General features: G+C 54.3%; 12 protein-coding genes. 2 read left to right on the plus strand and 10 right to left on the minus strand.

Going from position 1 to position 19,250, the window contains the following annotated elements; all coding sequences use genetic code 11:
• The first annotated feature begins 369 nt into the window (after positions 1-369).
• Positions 370-654, plus strand: a complete 285-nt coding sequence (locus tag Pla144_RS06565) for a DUF1678 family protein (RefSeq protein ID WP_146449229.1) — start codon at positions 370-372, stop codon at positions 652-654.
• A 273-nt stretch (positions 655-927) separates the two neighbouring features.
• Here Pla144_RS06565 and Pla144_RS06570 read toward each other — a convergent pair whose 3' ends face one another.
• From Pla144_RS06570 to Pla144_RS06610, 9 genes are all read right to left on the minus strand, one after another.
• Complete coding sequence (locus Pla144_RS06570) at positions 928-2,499, minus strand: hypothetical protein (protein ID WP_146449231.1); 1,572 nt, start codon at positions 2,497-2,499, stop codon at positions 928-930.
• Between the two features lie 299 nt (positions 2,500-2,798).
• Positions 2,799-4,157 (minus strand): YcjF family protein, encoded by a 1,359-nt coding sequence (locus Pla144_RS06575; protein ID WP_146449234.1) that lies wholly within the window; start codon positions 4,155-4,157, stop codon positions 2,799-2,801.
• Positions 4,150-5,721, minus strand: a complete 1,572-nt coding sequence (locus Pla144_RS06580) for a YcjF family protein (protein ID WP_146449237.1) — start codon at positions 5,719-5,721, stop codon at positions 4,150-4,152. The genes Pla144_RS06575 and Pla144_RS06580 overlap by 8 nt, the downstream gene beginning before the upstream one ends.
• 43 nt (positions 5,722-5,764) lie before the next feature.
• A complete protein-coding gene (locus Pla144_RS06585) occupies positions 5,765-7,075 on the minus strand; it encodes an MBL fold metallo-hydrolase (protein ID WP_197530440.1) in 1,311 nt (436 codons plus the stop codon).
• Positions 7,076-7,158: 83 nt separating this feature from the next.
• Complete coding sequence (locus tag Pla144_RS06590; RefSeq protein ID WP_146449241.1) at positions 7,159-9,438, minus strand: glutamine amidotransferase; 2,280 nt, start codon at positions 9,436-9,438, stop codon at positions 7,159-7,161.
• Entirely contained in the window at positions 9,435-11,573 is a 2,139-nt protein-coding gene (locus Pla144_RS06595; RefSeq protein ID WP_146449243.1) for a vWA domain-containing protein, read from the minus strand. Before Pla144_RS06595 ends, Pla144_RS06590 begins: the two co-directional genes overlap by 4 nt.
• Before the next feature lie 3 nt (positions 11,574-11,576).
• On the minus strand, positions 11,577-12,476 hold the full coding sequence (locus tag Pla144_RS06600) for a DUF58 domain-containing protein (RefSeq protein ID WP_146449245.1): 900 nt from the start codon (positions 12,474-12,476) through the stop codon (positions 11,577-11,579).
• A 193-nt stretch (positions 12,477-12,669) separates the two neighbouring features.
• Positions 12,670-13,155: a type II toxin-antitoxin system VapC family toxin gene (locus Pla144_RS06605; protein WP_146449247.1), complete on the minus strand. Its 486-nt coding sequence runs from the start codon at positions 13,153-13,155 to the stop codon at positions 12,670-12,672.
• Positions 13,156-13,161: 6 nt separating this feature from the next.
• Positions 13,162-14,118 carry an AAA family ATPase gene (locus Pla144_RS06610; protein ID WP_391580964.1) on the minus strand — a complete coding sequence of 319 codons (957 nt, stop codon included), beginning with the start codon at positions 14,116-14,118 and terminating at the stop codon, positions 13,162-13,164.
• Between the two features lie 329 nt (positions 14,119-14,447).
• Between Pla144_RS06610 and Pla144_RS06615 the strand changes: the two genes are divergently transcribed.
• Positions 14,448-16,808: a DUF4159 domain-containing protein gene (locus Pla144_RS06615; protein WP_146449249.1), complete on the plus strand. Its 2,361-nt coding sequence runs from the start codon at positions 14,448-14,450 to the stop codon at positions 16,806-16,808.
• A 233-nt stretch (positions 16,809-17,041) separates the two neighbouring features.
• Here the strand turns inward: Pla144_RS06615 and Pla144_RS06620 are convergent, their stop codons facing one another.
• On the minus strand, positions 17,042-19,234 hold the full coding sequence (locus Pla144_RS06620; protein ID WP_146449251.1) for an efflux RND transporter permease subunit: 2,193 nt from the start codon (positions 19,232-19,234) through the stop codon (positions 17,042-17,044).
• Between the last annotated feature and the right edge of the window lie 16 nt (positions 19,235-19,250).

The following is a 19,250-nucleotide window of genomic DNA, read 5'->3' on the forward strand; positions in this document are numbered from 1 at the left end:
TCCGTTCAAGTAGCTTTAATGTGGAAAGTGGCCTTGTGTGAATACCAAAGAGGTCGGTCATTTCAACCGAAGAAAGAGAAAATCACCGGGACTATTACCCAGGTTTCCTATCGTGAGAGTCTTGATCAATACCTGCGAGTCGTTGGAGCGAAGTTAGCCGTAGCCGGGTTACTAACGCGAATCCAGGAATTACGAAAGGATGACGGCCTCGCGAGAATACCGCGTTAAACCTCGGCCAACAGGTACCCCAAACCTCCCAAACCCCTCCCCGAGCACCCAATAGGGAAAAACAAGATTTTGTTGACCAAATCCCAAATCGCTGTCTAATCCTCAGAAACTCGGAAAAAACTTCACTTCCTCCATGATCGCATGTCGACGACGACTGGCTTGGTACAGATGAGCTATCGCCAGGTGCGCGGAGAGACCTATGGCCCTTATATGAGTTTTCGCTACCGCGAAAATGGCAAACAACGTTCTTACTATATCGGAAGTTCCCTATCCGAGCAGATTCTTGCCCTGGAAATAATGCACGAAAAACTCGAAGCCGATAGGGAGCGGCATTATATGGACAGTCTATTAACCAAGGCCCGTCAACAATTGAGGGAGTCGAAAACCAAATGGAACAAGAACTCGCCAAAATCGGATTCACTATGAAAGGCTGGGAATTCCACGGTTGGAGGAAAATGAAGGAGTTAGGATTCGGAGGCTAGGGGCTGGGAAAATGGAACATAGATGAACGCGGATTTACGCAGATCTCAGAAGAACGTATGCAATTGAAATGATCTGCGGTCACCCGCTAAATCCGCGTTTGTCCAAGTCAAAATTCATAGAAGGTACTCTGGAAAATCGCATTTGCCGTATCGAGGCACCGCTGGCTTTTCTTATAGACTCACTAGAAGTCCTTCCGGGGTAGAATTTCTGCCTTAGCTATTTCTGATTTGGCAGCACAATATCTAAGGCCCGGGACCGGAGGCCTGGGGACCCTTTCGAAGTGGCAACGAGGGTGAGTGGGCCAGTTCCCAGCTTTGCTTTGGAAATAGAAATCTGCCCGTTTCCCGACTCTACCTTGCCCAGCTCTAACCCATTGCAAGAAACTGAGGTCTCAGCCTTATTTGTTGAGTTCACCGCGACAATCAGATAATCCGAGGTAGCTTCCAAAGAATCTTTTTCTACGCTCAATTGAACTGCCTCGGTACCGTTCTTGATAGCTATCTCAGCCATCCAACGCCCTTGGGTTTCGATGGGAGTATTGTCAGTTGCAACCATCCGGATTTCATGAAAACCATCTGAGAACTTGGTTGTGTCCCAGGCAAAAACCTGACCGTCCCGACATTCATTCTGGAACACGCCGTCAACGAAGAAACGCAACGTACTCACCCCTCCTTCGATCTTTGAGACACGAGGGGTAATATTAACAGTTCCTCCAACAAAAGAACCCTCGGTGATGCCGTCCAGTGAAACCTCTGGAATCGTAGCCCAAGGTTGACAGAGTGGATCTCCAACCAGGATCTGTTGGAACGGTGCAGCCAAGGACTGATAGAAGGACTCTGCCATCGAACACCCGTGAACATAGTGTGGAAACAACGTCGCGTTGGGAAATTTGGGTGGTAGTGCCAAAGGTTCTACCACGGTCCCACATGCTCCAGCGGCTCCCATTCGCAAAAACTCGCTAATGCATGTCTGTTTATTCTGAGGCAAGAATTGGCCACCAGCGCTGGTGAGATTGTCGAAAAACGAACCTGGCAAAAAACGACAATGCGAGCCAGCTGGATTCACAACGTGACGTCCACATGTCACGCCCGCGACATTCTGCTTGTTCTCTGGGAAAAAACCTTCGATGACTTCCGCATTGACACCAGCCAAGCGTACCTGGCGAGCTGCCTCTGCAAAGTCTTTATCGCGTACTGTCGAGCGGATCGTCTTATTCTTGACATAGTAAATAGTTCCTTTGGGCTTAGTGCCATCAGCCCCTGCTGCCCGCTTGAGATACCATACTATCTCATCGACTGTATTTCCTGGAACGGTGTTGACCCCCAGCATGGCCGACAGCATATAGGGCAAGCCCTCGGCTCCGGCTCTTCTTCCCCCGAGCGACCACCGGTAGCTCGAACGGAAACCCCGTGAAACAACGATTAAGTTATTGACGGGAGTACAGTAAAAATTGGAAAGTGCCCCTAGCATTTCCTTGCGGTCAGCCAAGACAAATGCAGATAGATAGGTTGCGGCAGGGAGTGACAGCCAAGGTGTTTGCTGCCGCGGTAAAGTTTCAGTAGAGAACTGATCCGCAAAATTGATTTTCCACGGAAAATCACAAGAGTAAGCAATGTAATCAATCTGACTAGTAAGTTTTCGATCTTTAATTTGGGTAAGTACCGGCTCAAGTATTCTTTTCTTGAACTGAGAACTCGGTGCAGAAATCCTACCTGCAGGGTAATCGAGATAGAAGACATTCGTAGCAGGAATCTTGCGGAAGTTGATATAGTGATTGGCTACAGTCATCGAATCTTGACTGTTGCTGTTAACCACCAGAAACAGATTCTCTGGCCCCCCCCCGGCAATGCATTCCTCAGAGCAATAAGCACAGGCGACCAATAAACAGACAAACACTAAAAGAAGCGAGCATAGGTTGGTCCTGTGTTGGCGCATTTATCTACCTGAAAATTGGTCCAGTAGTGTCAATGTAAGAAGCTGGGGGCAAGTAAACTTGTCAGCCGTGTTCACATTGCATCCTAGCAGAAGCCCCATTCAGGGCCAGTGCCTACGCTAGTAAGTCTGAGACGCTAACCAGCATTCCACCCCTACTCCTCCCCTGCGTAACGATTGAGTGAAATCTTTTTGCCGATTTCAGTTTTCAAGCGTTCTAGGACTGACTCTTTGTCCGTGTTGGCCAGGATTTGGGTGATCACCTGCTTGGGAGATTCATCGCCCCAACTTGCGCCGTGTTGGAAGTAGTAGCGGGCTGCCTGGCCGACAATGTAGGAACCGTAACCCGCTGCGGCACCCTGAGGGAGTGCTGTCGCCAGTGTGCCAACTCCTACCGTGAGTGCCTTGAATACGCTTGAGGCGTAACTCACCACTGCCTCGCTGAGCATCACCCAGCCGGCGGCCTTGAGGATCGAAGTAACCAGCGCCCGCGCATTCGAGGTCGTAATGTTCATGCCATAGATCTTGCCCAGTGTTGCGACCATGGTGGCATCGATGGCAGTTCCGCCGAGGACATCGACCGCTGGCACAGGATTAAGCGCAACAGCAAGCGACTTAGTAACGGCGAAACTCCAGATTATCTTTGACGCTTCGGCTTCGCGCAACTTGATACGGATCGCACCCATCCGATCGCCCTTGTCGGCAGCAAACATCGCGGCGTTGAGCGCAATGAGTGCTTTGCCCTCCGCATTGAGGACATTCAAAATCCGTTCCTTTAGTTCGCTCGTCTTGGGCTGTGGTTTTCGCCACTCGGTGCGGGTGCTGCCGTCGGCCGACTCAATTACGTATTCCATCTCGCGGGGATCGGCCTGCGTGACGACCACGTTTTCTGGATCGACGACGTTTACAAGCCGCCGTCCCCGGAACAACTCCAACAGTTGCTGTAGGTCATGGCGGGAGTACAGGTCTGCTTTATTGAGCACCAGGATGATTGGTTTATGGCTGGCAGCCAGTTCCAGCAGCGCCGAGTACTCAGTATCGTTGAGATCCGAGTCTGTGACAAAAAGTACCAAGTCAGCCCGTGCAGCTGCGGAACGAGCAATCTCAGAGTGTGCGCTGCCGTCCACTTCATTGAGGCCAGGTGTGTCGACCAGCATGACCTGCGAGTTGGCCAGCCCCGGCACAGAGTAGCCAATTCCCTCCCAGGGGACTTGCCAAACATCCTGAGTCCACCCCCCCTGCACGTTGACCTGGGTGATGGTGTCCCCCACCAAGGCATTGATCAGTGCCGACTTACCCGTGCTGATTTCACCGAAGACGACAATATCCACCCGGCCGGCTTCCAGCTTCTCGGCCATCTGCTGCAGTTCGTCGAAGTCACTTGCCAGCACCCGGCGTTCGCCTTCGGTGCAGCCCTGATATTTTTCGATGGCCCTGCGGACCGAGGTCACAGCTGCCTGATAGTCGACCTCCTTGGTGACGAGCGAATCGCGGGGATTGGGCGAGTTATTCATGGTCACTCTCGCCGCTAAAGGATTTTGATAGCTCGTTGCGGCCATGCTGAATTAGTTTACGCAAGGCTTCGGGTCGAGTGAGCAACTGCCATTGGTCCCGCGCGAGTTCGGCCATTCCCCCGGGGGGAGCCTGCATGTCGCGGCGGTAGTATTCCACAAAAACGTTGCCGATCCACCGTGTGACCAGGGCCTGCACAATTCCTTGCACGAGTCCTCCGGCAACCGTGCCGATGCCGGGTACGGTTTTCAAGGCCGAGCCAATCGCTGCGGCAACTGCGGGGGATGCGGCGGTGGCCCCGACCATCGCCACGAGATTCTTGCCCAGTTGTTCGAGCATCTTCACCACGCCATCAGCGTCGATAGGTTGCTTGTAGACGTGAGCCAGTTCGATCACCATTTTGATCGTGATCGCGCTTCCGCCGGCGAGATCAAGAAGGGGAAACGGATTGATTCCCGCCGCCCCACCAGCAGCCCACATGTATCGCGTGATAATTTCGTTGGCCCGTATATCGAGGACCGCCCGCACACGCTCCTTTGATTCGTCGACAATTCCTCGCGATTGCAGCAGGAGGTTCGCCAGCAGCAACTGTCGCCCGTCTTTCTGAACAATTTGCATGAGTCGCTCAGCCAGCGGGGCCACATTGGGTGGCATCTCGACTTCTTCGGCGATTTCTTCGCCATTCGAAGTCACGCGAATACGCTCTCGCATGACAGTCGCCGCCCGAACGGCTACCACATCATCTGCTTCGATGCCCGGCAGTTGCTGGGAAATCTGCAAGGCGAGATGCACCTCGTCGTCGGTATCGTACCAATCTTCCTTGTTCAGACAGACGATAATTCGCTTTTCCATCTCGTGGAGATGTTTTACGAGATCGACTTCATAGGACTTGAGCGGTCCATCAACGACTAAAAGCACGAGATCGGCATTCTTGGCGGCCAAAGCTGCGACGGTGGCTCGCTCCTCGCCACGGACCTCGGCAAGTCCCGGTGTATCGACCAACACAACCTGCTCGCTCCCCGGCCAGGGGACCTCGCTCCGCACGGAGGTGGTCCCTCCCACGATGTCCGAGGCAAATACCTCTCGACCCGCAAGAGCATTGAGCAGTGTCGACTTCCCACTCGATATCGTGCCAAAGGCGACAATCTCCAGCCGACACTCGGCATGTTTCTTCTCAATCGCATCTAGCGCCCGTTCAATCTCGGCCCGCAATTCAGCGGAGACCCCTTCGTCGAGGGCAAAATTCTGGCTGGTGCTGATATTCTCCCGCAACTCGGCCTGCTGCTGAGAGCTATTAAGTTCACTAGGGTTTTGTTGACGCCGTTCGCGGGTGCGGTGTTTATTGCGAGAGTTGCGCCAAAGTTTTAGGAATAGGTAAACTGAAGCACCCAGCAGGACCGCAGCACCAATCCCGACGACTGCCAGATAGACGTATCCCAGTATCGGATAGGAATCAGAAATCGTACGGTACCCGCCAACAATTGTCGGCAGCCAAGCCACGAGCACATATCCCGCGATAGCGAGATAGATGATTACCAGCAGTGTCATTCCTCGGGGAAATTTCATGGGCTTAATGTTTAGGAAATAGTGCCTAGTTCCAGCATAGTCACTACTCTTGCGGCCAGTCAGTAAGTTCGAATTTCAGCTTTACATTTTCCGTATGCTCGCCGTAATGTCGGGCCATTTGTTCGAGCAATTTACGCGGTGTCCAGCGGCTGCCGGGGGCTTGATCGTCCAGAGGCAACTCGGCCAGCAAATACGCAAATCGCCGAGTAAGAGCCGAAACTCGCTCGATTTGGCGGGCCTCCTCAGCGCCGTTCCAGTCTGGATGAGAAGCTTCGTAATCAGGAGGCATCTGAGCTGGGTTCAAGTCGATCTTCGCAATTGCTGGGTCAACTTTGGAGAAAATCTCGGTAAAGAAACCTAATTCACGCCCCATCATATGCTCGGCGTTCCAGCGCGGTGTATGCGTGCCGTTGGACGGGCGAAAGTTCATCTGGTTGGCACTAAGAGGTGCGAAGACATCCTGCGTTGCTGCGCTAGCAGCCTCTTTGAGATCGAAAAGTTCAGAAAGTTCCTCAGGCATTTCCCACGGGAGATAATTTAATACCACGACACGATTTTTTGGGGATTCTACATTTTCATTATTTGCACTTACAGCGAGTGTATTGCCCACGGGGCGAACAACTTCGTAGGCTGACCCCAACGCAGCAAGGAACGGCTCGACACCGGCCAGATCGATTTTGAGCGCCTTGGTCTTGAAATGGATGGGCACTACGATCCTGGGCTTGACTTGTTCCACAAGCACGGCCGCTTGAGCACCGTCGACCGTATAAGTCCCTCCCACGGGGATCAGCAGCACGTCTACCTTACCCATGGCCTTGAGCTGACCACCGGTAAACTGGGACTGACCAATGTCACCGCAATGAGCAATCCGTACTCCATCGACTTCGATGAGAAACATCGTATCGGCCCCGCGCTTTGCGCCCTGCTCGTCGTCATGCCAAGCGGGAATGCTGGTAACGATAACCGAGTGAGGAGAACGGGCCATTCTCAACCTTGCATCTGTCCAGCGATTATCCTGTTGATTGGGAAAACGATCTAGAACCTGATAGATCCCAGCGTACTCTCCAGATTCCCTCAAGCCACGAACAAGCATTGGCTCTCCCTTGATAATGTCGGGATTGTTGTGATCGGGATGATTGTGCGTAATCAGGACCAAATCAGCCGAGAGACCAGGATCTTCGTAGCCTATACTCAAGCTAAAGGGATCAATGACAATATTGAAGTTCCAATAGGTCTCGATTGAGACCATTGCCTGACCCCACCATCGCACGGCAACGGGTTTGCCCGGTTCGGCTTGTGACCAAGGGAGGCCAAGACATAGCCAGAACAACGAGGTCAAGGCAATGGTTCGCATTTGGATTTCTCTGAATTCAGTTGTGGTCTTGACGAGACACCAGTCTACAGGAATTGCTGACGCAGCGGCAGCACCTATGTCGCTTACACCAACCCCCAGCGCTTCCGTAAAAACCATTCGGTGCTCAGCAGTCCTACTAATGCCGTAAGCATGGGCCAACTATCCCACAGGCTTTGCTGGGTAGAAACCTCTTCCTCGAATTCTTCGAAGCGTTCTTGCAGGCGTTCCAGCAAGTCGGGCAACTCCTCAGGTGCGAGACCTGCCCCCCCCGAGTCAGAGGTCAGGTTGGCCAAAGAAGCCATGAAGGTCGGTTCCGCGGCGGGTTGATCGAGTTCCATGTCACGATCCGGGATCGTGAAGCGGGCCTCAGTGGTACCAAGATAATCTTGACCTGATGTGGCCGAAACGGTGAGACGATAGTCACCGGGCAATGTTGTCTCGTCGAAGCTGCCGACGAATTCCTTGCCACGTGGCGTGACTTGTACCGTCGCGACGCTCCCATCGGGCTTTTCGATTTCCACTTGAAATTGAGCCGATGCGATTGGTTCACGTTTCTCGTCGGAAGCACCGACAGCAAACTCAACGCGGCTGCCACGCTGATACCGACGCTGATCGAGATGCGCCCAGACCGCCTCGCCGCCCGTATCGTCTTTGCGGGAAAGCCACAGCACCAGCTGTCGCCAGAATCGCTCTTGCAATTCAGGGTGCCCCTCCATCTGCCACCGCCAGGTAGTGTCAAACGCCACAGCAGCCGTCCGGCCATTCCCCCAGGCCCCCACGACCACTAGCGGCGAACGCTGAGGATCGTCAGCCTCGGCAACCACGGCCGCATTCGGCTTGAGTCCTCGAGGATCGAATCGATTGGCCCCATCCAGCGGTGGCAACTTGCTCCAATCGAGCTTGGCGGAATCCTCGTCGGCTAGCTGAAAGATCGGATGCAGACTCGTTCCCATTGGAAGAGGCTTCATTCGTACGGGACCAGCCAAGTGCATATCGGCACGGGGAGGCTCGCCAAAATTCTGCCGCTCGGCACGTCCCATGATCACCGGAAGAATGTCATCCATCGGTGTATTGCGAAATCCGCCTGGGCCGAAACTGTGAAAGCCCCCCAGCATCGCCAGCCCCGCTCCTTGGCCGACTTCGTCGGCAACCATCTCCCAAGTCTCGCGGCTCAACCCCGCATAGTCGACATTCTGAACGAGGAACACATCAAAATTTCCCTCGCGTAGCTGTTCACGTAGATCGTACTGCTGTCGGCGGTAATTGATTAGTTCGTAGCGGACATGAAGGTCTGGATAGGTGGCGAGTGCCGTGCGAACAAACCGCGGCTCGATCCCGGGGCCACCACCGACTCGCTGTGCGCCTACCAAGTAGAGTACGTTGACCCCTCCTTTCATCACCGTGACGAATGAACTCTGCGAATTATTCGTCGTCGCAAGTTCACCCGCCGGGGCATCCACGGCAACGGCAATTTTGAACTCGCCGGGTGACTGGGGCGTATGCGTAAGGGTTACCGGATACTGACGCTTATTTGCGGAAATCTGCAAAGGCTCGGTTGCGACGACCTCCATCTCTCCCTTTTCATTTTCCCATAAGAGTTGAACCTTGACTGTTTGGTTGGCATAGCCGTCGGCGGTGACGGTTGCCTGGATGGTCGCTGGAGCTTCGGCAAACAGAACATTATTCACTAGCAGATCATCGATTCGCAGATCGGATTGCAATCCCAGCGAAGGCTTGCCATAGGTGAATGTATAAAGTGGAATACGATCCGTCGCCAGCCTCGCAACGGCAACTTGCGGGGGTTCGTCTCGTGGCGGGAACGCCCGTTGCGCACCATCGCTGAGTACCAGCATCGCTACAATTCGTTGCTGTGATTCGCGGTCGAGTAAATCAGCGATGGCAGAACCCATCGCCGTCTGTGATCCATCGGCCGTTTCGGGCAACTGAAATCCTGAGTCATCGCGTTTCACTAAATCCGTTTCCTCGGCAAAACGATAGAGCTTCACGTCCCAGCTTTCAGCCAGTTCGGCGAACTGATCCTCCGCCAAAGCTAGTGACTCTTTAAGAGCATCCCAGCGAGATTGGTTGCCGAGCGAATCCTCAATCGACATGCTGCGGGAGCTATCTGCCAGCAGCAAGAGTGAGCCTGGCACTTTATTCACAATAGTCGTTACCAAAGTCGGCCGCAGCATGGCCACCAGCAGTAACAACGCGGTAAGACCTCGCAAGATAAGGAGGGTCATGCGACGTCGCGGCGGCAGAGATCGTCCTCGCGGTCCCACAAACAGCGCCAGTAGAAGCAGCGCAGCCACTCCTGCCGTGACCCACATCCCTCCCACTGGATCGACGGACCAATTGGTCATGCGGGTCGCTCCTCACGATAGAAGCGATTGGAAAGCAAGTGTTCGCTGCCCCATACGAGCGCTACAAACATGATCGCCCACGAAAACAGCTCTCGCCCACTACGACCGACATCTACGTACTTCTCCACGTCGTCGAGTGATCTGGCCAGATGGACTCTCCCTGCTGGAAAAGCTGCCACGATTACCTGAGGATCGGCGCGCTCAAGCCGACTCAACTCAGCGGCGGCATTCACGCTGAATCCCCCATCGAGTGTGCCCTCGCGGCCGCCAGCTGCGACCCGATAGTTGCCAAGCTGCTCCGTGGTGCTGATCCGAATCGTGTCTTCGCCAGGAGGAAGCGTGCGGCGGATCCCCTCACCCTCAGGTTCTCGCAACACGAAATCGGTCACATGCTGCCGAGCTGACAAGTTCAAGTTGACTGTTTCGCCGGCAGCGTAGTTGAGTTCGTGATCTTCGTTGTGGGCTAAATAGCCCACGATATTGTTCGCTAGTGCGACAAACGGCCACGGTTCGGGATGCGTGGGAAGCAGATTCCATGGATTTCGACCTGCAGGTTGCAATGGATCAGAAACCGGCGTCGTGAGTGTCATCACCCTTCCCTGGCCGAGAGGTCGCTCAATGAGAGCAGGTTGATTGTTGGCAAATCGGGCCACGACGTAGGAATCGCCCGCCAAGTCGTCAATCTGCCAAAAGCGCCAGACGGGGTAAATCTGCCAGGGAATCTCCTCGGCATAATTCCGCAACGCGGACAATGCAGAATGGTCGAGCCGATTCGGTCGAAACCACGTCTCCTGCCGCGAACGGAGTTTTAGCAATCCCGGCATCAACTGCTGAGCTGCAGAGGTATTGAAACCACTAGGGGTCGCTCGATTGCCGAGAAAGATTCCAACTCCGCCCCCTGCGCGAACGAAGTCGGCCAGATGATTCCAGGCCTCGTCTGTGAGTGGTGGGGGATCAAGCAGGCACACAGCGTCATATTCGGCGAAGTCGATCTTGGCTGCATTAGCAAATCGATCGCTGACAATGTCAAACCTCTTCTGCACGTTCTCACCCAATAGCGATGGGCTGAGCGCCTCACGCAGAAACAGTGTATCCGCGTCTGTTTCCCCAAGCAGAAGCACCTTTGCACCAGGGCGCACCTCAACTGTGAAATATCGCTGATTGTCAAATTGCAAGGGATCAGTGGCGGCCAATTTAACGACTCCCTGATGAGTCCCCAAAGGTAAGTCACCCAAGACGAATTCTGTTTGCCCAGTGCCGGTCGCAGAAAGCTCCACAATTCGCTGGCCCCGTTTCACGAGCTTGTTTGCCGAGTCTTCGAGAAATAATTCCAGCAGGGGCTCTTCGTCATATCCAACACTTTGAATTTCGGCTTCCACACGCAATTGTTCCCCCGGACCGAGGTAGACCGCATTAAGCTTTAACGGGGAGAGCGACAAATTCTGCGGGTACTCAGCCCCCACGTCCACTACATAAATCTGTACGTCAGCGGCCTCGTCGAGCGATTCCTTGATCGTGGCCAAAGCAGCTTCGTCAAAATCAGCCGCAGCCAAATCGCTGAATACAAAGACCTCCTGACGACGATCATCATGCTCAGCAACTAATTCGATCGCATTCCGGACTGCATCAGCCAATGGCCGGGGATTGCTCTCGAGTGGCATGCTCGCAAGACGCGACTCGGCCGTGCCTTTGTCCGCCACAAAGTTGCTCGTGGCATGACTCAAGTCGATAACCGAGATCATCGATTCATCGGGGAGTTGCTTAATCAACGACTGTGCCAACTCACTAGCAGACGCCAGTCGCGTTTGATTCCGTTCGACATATTGCATGCGAAGTGAGTTATCGAGCACCACAGCCACCGCCAACGGAGCTCCCTCCTTGCCACGCAATCCACTGCCGCGCAAGGTGGGTCGTGCAAGTGCCATTGCAATTCCCGCAATCAACAGACAGCGTAGTGCCAGCAACAGCAAATGCCGGAAATTAAGTCGCCGTCGATTCGCTTGCTGCCGTCGCTTGACGAATTGCAATGCGGGAAAGGTCACCTGCTTCGGCTGACGGCGCATCACCAGATGTAGAATGATCGGCACGACAACCAATCCTGCTCCGGCAAGCAATGCAGGCGTCAGGAATCCCATGGTCTATCCCCAATTGCGCCGGTTGATCAGATACTCGGTCAACGCGCGATCGAACGGCATCCCCGTATCGAGCGGCACATAGTCGATGCCGCTCTGCCGACACTCTTTCTCATACTGGGAACGAAACCGGCGGATTTCATCCACGTAATCCGCGCGATAGGCGTCGGCATCCACCTCGATAGTCTCCTGTGATTCTGGATCACGCAGTTCCACCAACCCCTCAAAAGGAAACGACACCTCGGCTTGGTCCAAGATATGAAACAGAATCACGTCGTGCCCTCCATGCCGCAGTCGCCTGAGTGCCGCGATTACCGGTTCGGGATCCACCAGTAAATCACTGAAGATCATCACGAGACTACTGTGCTTCAGCATGGCTGCGAGCTGGATAATGCTCTGGGCTACATTCGTCTGGTCGTGCGGCGTGAGATTCGCCAGTACCGAGAGAATGTTGCCGATCTGTTGCCGTTTCGATTTCGGTGGCAGGCAATCGACGATTTTTTCGCCGAACGTGACCAATCCAACCGGATCGTTCTGATGAATCATCAAATAGCACAATGCCGCCGCCAGGCAGATCGAGTATTCAAACTTGGTCAGTTCCTGCTCGTGGCTGTACGCCATCGATGCACTCAAGTCCATGACCAGATAGCCGGTGAGATTCGTCTCGGCCTCAAACTTCTTCACATAGTATTTATCGGTTTTGGCATAAACCAACCAGTCGATGTCCGAAGGATTGTCTCCCGGCACATACTTGCGATGTTCGCTGAACTCGACCGAAAACCCATGAAACGGGCTAGCGTGCATCCCTTGAAAGAAGCCTTTGATAATAAACTGCGCGCGTAAATCCAGCCGCGCGATATGCCGCACAACTTCAGGCTTCAGATATTTTTCAACGGTAGAAGACATCAAATTTGAATGGATCCAGGGACGTTTCCATCAACCTGATGTTTTTGCCGGTCGATTTGGAGGGAAAGAGACCACTTGTTTACCGGGCCGCTGTTGTTTTTCTTGCAGGTCCTTACATATGGCATCGAGGTCGTAGTTGAATTTCTTGGCATAGTCATCCCGCGCTTTACGGACTTCTTGTATAATTGGATCGTCATTCGTCATCATAAGATCCCCTGAGTTCTAGTGGCGTACAAAGTATTGGCAGAATCAGATCGGCGCTCTCGCAGACTTCTCGCATTGATTTCTGCAGAGTGGCGTTGGCAATATGGCGGCAATTCCACGTCAACAAGTACTCCATGCCGTTTAGAGTTGCCGTGGCAATGTGCAAAGCATCGATCGCCGCTTTCTCTGGTAGCATACCGTGCTTTAGCAAGGCCTTGGCGAGATCGCGGATTTCATCAGTGATTTGCAGTTCAAGAATTTCTCGGGCTATATCCATTCTTTTCTGTGCGGCCTCGTTGTCCCCTGCCGATGCTTCCTCAAGGACAGCTTCTGACACGAAAAGTTCGAAGTTCTGCCGCTCGTTATCCCACCATTCGCGAGTGGCTTGTTGATGAGCTGCCATCACGAGCTGCGGACTTCGCCAGGCAGTCAGGTAACTGATGATCGTTGTTTCGATGTAGACTTGTGATTTCATGCAATTCTACCCCGCGTACTTCGGCATCTCTGGCACCGGGATCGATTCCATCAGCCGTGAGATCAATTTCTCGGTCGTCATCCCTTCGGCCTGGGCTTGGAAGTTGGTGCTGATGCGATGGCGGAGTACAGGAACCGCCACTTTCTGCACGTCTTCAATTGCTACGGTAAAGCGCCCATCCATCGCAGCGAGTGCTTTACCACCGTGAATCAGGAACTGTCCTGCACGCGGTCCCGCACCCCAATCGACCAACTCGCGAACAAAGTCGGGGGCCGATGTGTCGCTCGGGCGAGTTGCCCGCACAAGTGACGAGACATACTTAATAATCAACTCACTCACGGCCACTGAACCGACCAATTTCTGCAAGTTCAAAATCGCCCGCGCGGAAAGTATCTTGTTCACTTCCGGTTTTTCTTGCCGCGTGGTTGTGGCCAAGATCTTCTGCTCTTCCTCGGCTGATGGATAATTGACGATAATATTGAACATGAACCGGTCAAGCTGGGCCTCGGGGAGAGGATAAGTTCCTTCCTGCTCAATCGGGTTTTGCGTGGCAATCGTAAAGAAGGGATCGGGCAAGCCATAAGTCGTCTGCCCGATGGTAACCTCGCGCTCTTGCATTGCCTGGAGCAAAGCAGCCTGCGTCTTTGGCGGCGTTCGATTGATTTCGTCGGCCAAGAGGATATTTGTAAAGACCGGACCCTCGACGAATCGAAAGCTCCGTCGGCCGTGTTCATCTTCTTCCAGCACGTTCGTGCCGGTAATATCCGACGGCATCAAGTCGGGCGTGAACTGAATCCGTTTGAATCCCAGATCCAAAATCTGTGCCAGCGTGCTGACCATCAATGTCTTCGCTAGACCTGGTACACCCTCTAGCAGGCAGTGACCGCGGGTGAATATTGCCGCGAAAATCTGTTCAATCACCTCATCCTGGCCGACGATCACCTTTTGCAGCTCCTGCTGCATGACCAGTCGATGCTGACGAAAGTCTTTGAGAATATCCCCAAGGTTACGCGTCACTGAGTTTTTCCTTATCGAATTTTTCGTCATTCCCGCGTAGGCGCGAAACCAGTTTGCACGTACAAGCTCTGGATTCCCGCCTGCGCGGGAAGGACGGTAATGACTAAATTAATTCATCGCTGCTGAGAACAATGCTCCGCCCAATTCTATAGCCCCCCTCACAGGCCGACAATGCACGAGAAATACTGCTCGAAATCCCGCCTCATTGTTTTCCCAGTTATCGCAGCTTACGATAGAATGTGTCGGGCCAATTTCTTTTCATCAAAGGGTCAAGCATGATGCGACATCGACGTAGTTTGCTGATATTCACACTGATAGTAGTCGGTCAGTTGTCAGCGCCGCGTCCGCTCCATGCCCAGTTTCTTGACGACCTCGCTGAGCCCCTCACGGCCGAACAAGTCCGCGAGTCGATCAATGGAGGCGTGAAATATTTGCTAGAAGAACAGAACCAGGCCCGTGGCACCTGGAATGATTTAGCTCCTTATCCCGGCGGCGTGACGGCCCTTTGTACAATTGCGTTGTTGAACTCAGGTGTTGAACCCAATAACCCACAGATTCTGTCTGCCCTTGCCTATCTGCGCGATATCCCACCAACCAAGACCTATAGTGTCGCTCTGCAAACGATGGCCTTTTGCGCGGCGGATCCGAAACGCGATCAGTTGCTTATCCAGCGAAACGTGAACTGGCTCGAATCGATCCAACTGGAAAACGGCTCCTGGTCCTATCCCTCTGGTGATGGCGACAACAGCAATTCCCAGTTCGCCGTACTCGCGCTACACGAAGCCGAACGGGCAGGTGCCCAGGTTAAACCTGAAACTTGGAAGAGGGCCGCGGAGTATTGGAGCGGAGCCCAAAATCCTGACGGTTCGTGGGGCTACAAGATCGGCTGGGATGAGGGACTAGGCAGTATGACCTGTGCAGGTATCGGTGCCACAGTGATTTGCAATGAGCGTGCTCGACCTGCCGACGCCGACGTGAAAAATGGCCTGGTACAGTGTTGCCAGCCTCACGAAGAAGATGATTCGCTGGAGCGGGCACTTACCTGGTTGGGCCGGAACTTCTCCGTCCGACGCAATCCCGGCCGGCGGGGCATGGGCCAGGTTTGGCATTTCTACTATCTCTATGGCTTGGAACGCGTGGGACGTCTCACTGCGCGTCGCTTCATTGGCGATCACGATTGGTACCGCGAAGGAGCTGAGTATCTCATCCGTCAGCAAGACCCATTTAGCCACAATTGGGTCGGGCAAAACACCGCGGAAGATAGCACACACGTCGCCACTCCGATGGCTCTATTGTTTCTCTCTAAGGGTCGTCGGCCTGTTCTGATGGCCAAGCTGTCCCATGGTCCGGGAGAGGATTGGAACAACCACGAGAACGACATGGCCAATCTTACGGCTCGTGTCGAAAAACTGTGGGACATCGACCTGACTTGGCAGATACTGAAACTCGAGTCGGCCACGGTTGACGACCTGCTCCAAGCCCCGGTGCTGTTTCTCTCTGGGAGCAAATCGCCGGAACTAGCAGGCACCGAACAGAAGATGCGCGACTATCTCGATCGCGGTGGCTTCCTATTTGCCGAGGCGTGTTGTCTCGATGGCAGTCGCTTTGAAGAAGGTTTTCGCAAATACCTAGACAAAGTCTTTCCTGAGAAGGAATACCTTCTCCGCCGTGCTGGTCCAGAGCATCCCCTGTGGCGGGTAGAAGAACTCGTGCGCCCCGAATCGCCTTATGTGGGGCGACTCTGGACCGTCGAGTATGGTTGCCGCACTTGCGTTGTGTTTTCAGAGATCGACCTTTCTTGTTATTGGGAACTCTATGGCCGCACAGGGCGCCCGAAATTTCCCGAAACGATTGAGAAACGACTAACGGATGCCATGGCAGTGGGGGTAAACGTGTTGGCATATGCCACCAATCGCGAGCCCAAGGGCAAAGAAGCTTCCTTTGTCGCTGCAATCGATCCAGCAGAACTTGCGGCCGTCGGCAGTCGCGGCACAATCCAAATTGCAAAACTACAACATGGGGGGGGCTGCAATGACGCCCCCGGAGCGCTCGTGAATTTGCTCCGCACCGCCGCACAGGGGGAACTCAAATTACAGATCTCCACGGCTGAGGTCCCCGTTCGACCCGATGACCCCAGCCTGAAACGCTTCGTTCTCGCCTTCATGCATGGTCGCCACGATTTCCGCTTCACGCCAGGGGAACAACAAGCCTTGCGCGAGTATCTCACCAACGGTGGCACACTCTTTGCTGACAGCATTTGCGCCAGCCCCCAGTTTGCCGCCGCATTCGAGCGTGAGATCAAACAGGTCCTCCCCGATGCCCAACTCGTGCGCATACCGGTGACAGACACATTATTCCGCGACACGGCTGGCGGTTACGACATCCGCAAAGTCAAACGGCGAGACCCCGTCGAACGGAATGCCAACGAACCCCTAGCCACCCGCACTCGCGAAGTCGAACCCGAACTGATGGGTATCCAGATCGAAGGCCGCTGGGCAGTAATATTTTCACCCTACGACATCAGCTGTGCCCTAGAGCAACACGAAGCCATGGAATGCCGCGGATACACTCGCGAAGACGCCGCCAGGATTGGACTCAATGTGTTGATGTACACACTAAGCCCCGATGCCGAATGACGACCTGGGTTGCTTCGGCGGCCGGGAACACAACTCTGTATGAGTGCTGGTTAGCCGCTATGCGCCTGCCGAATCCGGCTCGATGCAGTGGAGAAATTCATCCATGCAACCTCAATCGCAGCTTCAGATACATCCCTCAAACTACTGATATGCCAGGATGGCAAGGCTTCTTATTCCCGAAGAATCGTTTAAGAACGTGCCACCTCAAATCTCTAGCCTTCAGCCACCAGCCACTATCTCTCCACCGCCCGAATCAGCAACGGCAGCACGACCAGATTTCCAATGAGCCCGCCAACCATCGACAAACTCACCAAAGTACCGAAGTAGACAGTCGGTATGAAATTACTGGTTGCCAATGTCGTAAAACCGATCACCAGGGCAAGGGTTCCCAGCACAGCCGCGCGGCCTACAGTGGCTTGCACCGACTGCAAAGCCGCTTCGATGGGTTCACCAAGTCCACGCAAGCGTTGGTACGACTTGACGTAGTGAATCGACCCATCGACGGACAAGCCGAGCGAAACGGCCGCGATCATGGCGGCTCCCATATTGATCGGTACGCCCAGCCAACCCATCGCACCGAACAGCCACACCACGGGAAGAACATTCGGAATCAGCGTGACGAGTGCCAATGGCACGCTACGAAACGCCAGTACCATAACGACGAAAATACCTACGGTCGCCGCGGCAAATGTCGTCCATTGATCGCGGAGCAAACTCTCGATCAATTGGGTGAGCAACACGTAGAAGCCCGTAGCCTGCGCCTGCGGGAACTCCTCCGCCGTCACCTTGCGGACCTGGGCGATTAGCTCCGCCTTTTGTCGGGCACCCAATCGCTCAGGAGCTCTAAGCATGATGCGGAGATAACATTGGTCTTGGGGTGCCTGGGGGTTGTAAATCGCCCCCATGAATTCCGGCATCCTCCCACGTAACAGACCCGCCCCGGCACGAATCGCCATGTCGGCCCCGAAGTTTAGTTTGCGAATTCCTCCGCTCCCAGCATCCAGGGCATCGGCCAGCGAAAGCACTTGGGTGAGTCCCGGTGCTTCTTTGCGAAGCCTGGCCTCAAAATCGAGAATCTTCGTGAGGTACTTTTTATCCAATTGCCTCGGGGCAGGAATGAGGATATCCCACACACCTGCACCACCGAACTCCTGATCAACGAACTCGTAGGATTGAACCAATTCGCTCTGCTGACGAAAGTTTTTGGTGAAATCCGTTTCCTGCAAGAGTTTAGTCGCACCGATGACGGCGCCGTTGGTAACGAACAAAGTCACCATCGTGAGCAACAATCGATGTTGACTACTCCAAGCGTAAATCGCTTGCAAAGGGCTCGTGAGACGTGATTGCGGATGATTGCCCCGGATTTGCTGTTTGCCTGCCCGAAACAAGATGATTGCCGGCGCCGTCAGTGCGATTGCGACCAGCACCATTAGGCTACCGATCGCCATCATCAGCCCGAAGTCGACGACCGGCTTCACATCAGAGATCATGAGCGACGCGAAGCCAACTGCATCGGTAAGACACGCGAAGAAGACCGGTGCCAACAGTATTTGCCCGGCCCGCATCAAAGCTTCGCGAGGCACGAAGCCCGCAGCGAGTTCATCACGATATCGTACGATAACATGCATCACTGTCGCCACGCCGACCACAGTCACGATTGCAGCGAGCATCGAGCTGACCATGCTAAGTTGCAAGTCCAGCATGGCCAACAAACCACGCGTAAGCGCAAGTGCCACCTGCACCAGAACGAGTGGTAACACCAACCAACGCAGCTCGCGAAAGCAGGCGAAGATCGTCGCGAGCAACAAACCCAGGCACCACGTATTAAGCCGTCTGCCATCTGCTTCCAAAAGATCGAACGCTTCGCCGAGCAGCACGGGTTCGCCTACTAGAATTCCGCCGGGATAGGCATGAATGAGAGAGCGCAACTGATCGACCGTCTCACCAGTCGAGAGCTTCGATTCGCCCAAAAGACAGACGATGCCAACCGAGTCCATTGCTTCGTTATGGGTGTAGCCTGCAAAGACTTCTTGAAGTCGCTGCGCGCGATCATCCGTCTTGATTGCTTCCCCTTCGGCATCCAACAACCCCGGCACGTCACGGAGCGAAACCACTGCCACGATGCCAGGAATCTCGCGGGCAGAGGTGGATAGCTTGCCAATTCGCTCAAGTCCCGCAAGGGTCGCCAGGTCGGGATCCTGATAAATGGCCAGCACAATAGGATGCTCACCAAAGGCTTCCTGCAATTGTCGGTAGGGGGCGAGCAACTGATCGTCGGGAGCAAACATCCGTTCCAATGAGCGATCCATGCGAAGATCGCGGCTGACGTAGGCGCCCCCGGCGCCACCGAGGATCGCCAGTGCCAGCAGCCACCATCGGTTGTCGATGAGCCATTCCAGAAAGCGTTGCGAGAGATTCTCCATCATGCAATCGCTCTTCCTG

Origin of the sequence: Bythopirellula polymerisocia (assembly GCF_007860015.1) — a bacterium.
In the GTDB taxonomy this organism is placed as follows: domain Bacteria; phylum Planctomycetota; class Planctomycetia; order Pirellulales; family Lacipirellulaceae; genus Bythopirellula; species Bythopirellula polymerisocia.

What these genes read in the sequence shown, in the direction of transcription:
- Pla144_RS06615 (WP_146449249.1), top strand. Translation starts at nt 14,448, where the DNA reads ATGATGCGACATCGACGTAGTTTGCTGATATTCACACTGATAGTAGTC.
- Pla144_RS06570 (WP_146449231.1), bottom strand. Translation starts at nt 2,499, where the DNA reads ATGACTGTAGCCAATCACTATATCAACTTCCGCAAGATTCCTGCTACG.
- Pla144_RS06595 (WP_146449243.1), bottom strand. Translation starts at nt 11,573, where the DNA reads ATGGGATTCCTGACGCCTGCATTGCTTGCCGGAGCAGGATTGGTTGTC.
- Pla144_RS06565 (WP_146449229.1), top strand. Translation starts at nt 370, where the DNA reads ATGTCGACGACGACTGGCTTGGTACAGATGAGCTATCGCCAGGTGCGC.
- Pla144_RS06620 (WP_146449251.1), bottom strand. Translation starts at nt 19,234, where the DNA reads ATGATGGAGAATCTCTCGCAACGCTTTCTGGAATGGCTCATCGACAAC.
- Pla144_RS06600 (WP_146449245.1), bottom strand. Translation starts at nt 12,476, where the DNA reads ATGTCTTCTACCGTTGAAAAATATCTGAAGCCTGAAGTTGTGCGGCAT.
- Pla144_RS06580 (WP_146449237.1), bottom strand. Translation starts at nt 5,721, where the DNA reads ATGAAATTTCCCCGAGGAATGACACTGCTGGTAATCATCTATCTCGCT.
- Pla144_RS06575 (WP_146449234.1), bottom strand. Translation starts at nt 4,157, where the DNA reads ATGAATAACTCGCCCAATCCCCGCGATTCGCTCGTCACCAAGGAGGTC.
- Pla144_RS06610 (WP_391580964.1), bottom strand. Translation starts at nt 14,118, where the DNA reads ATGCAGCAGGAGCTGCAAAAGGTGATCGTCGGCCAGGATGAGGTGATT.
- Pla144_RS06590 (WP_146449241.1), bottom strand. Translation starts at nt 9,438, where the DNA reads ATGACCAATTGGTCCGTCGATCCAGTGGGAGGGATGTGGGTCACGGCA.
- Pla144_RS06585 (WP_197530440.1), bottom strand. Translation starts at nt 7,075, where the DNA reads ATGCGAACCATTGCCTTGACCTCGTTGTTCTGGCTATGTCTTGGCCTC.
- Pla144_RS06605 (WP_146449247.1), bottom strand. Translation starts at nt 13,155, where the DNA reads ATGAAATCACAAGTCTACATCGAAACAACGATCATCAGTTACCTGACT.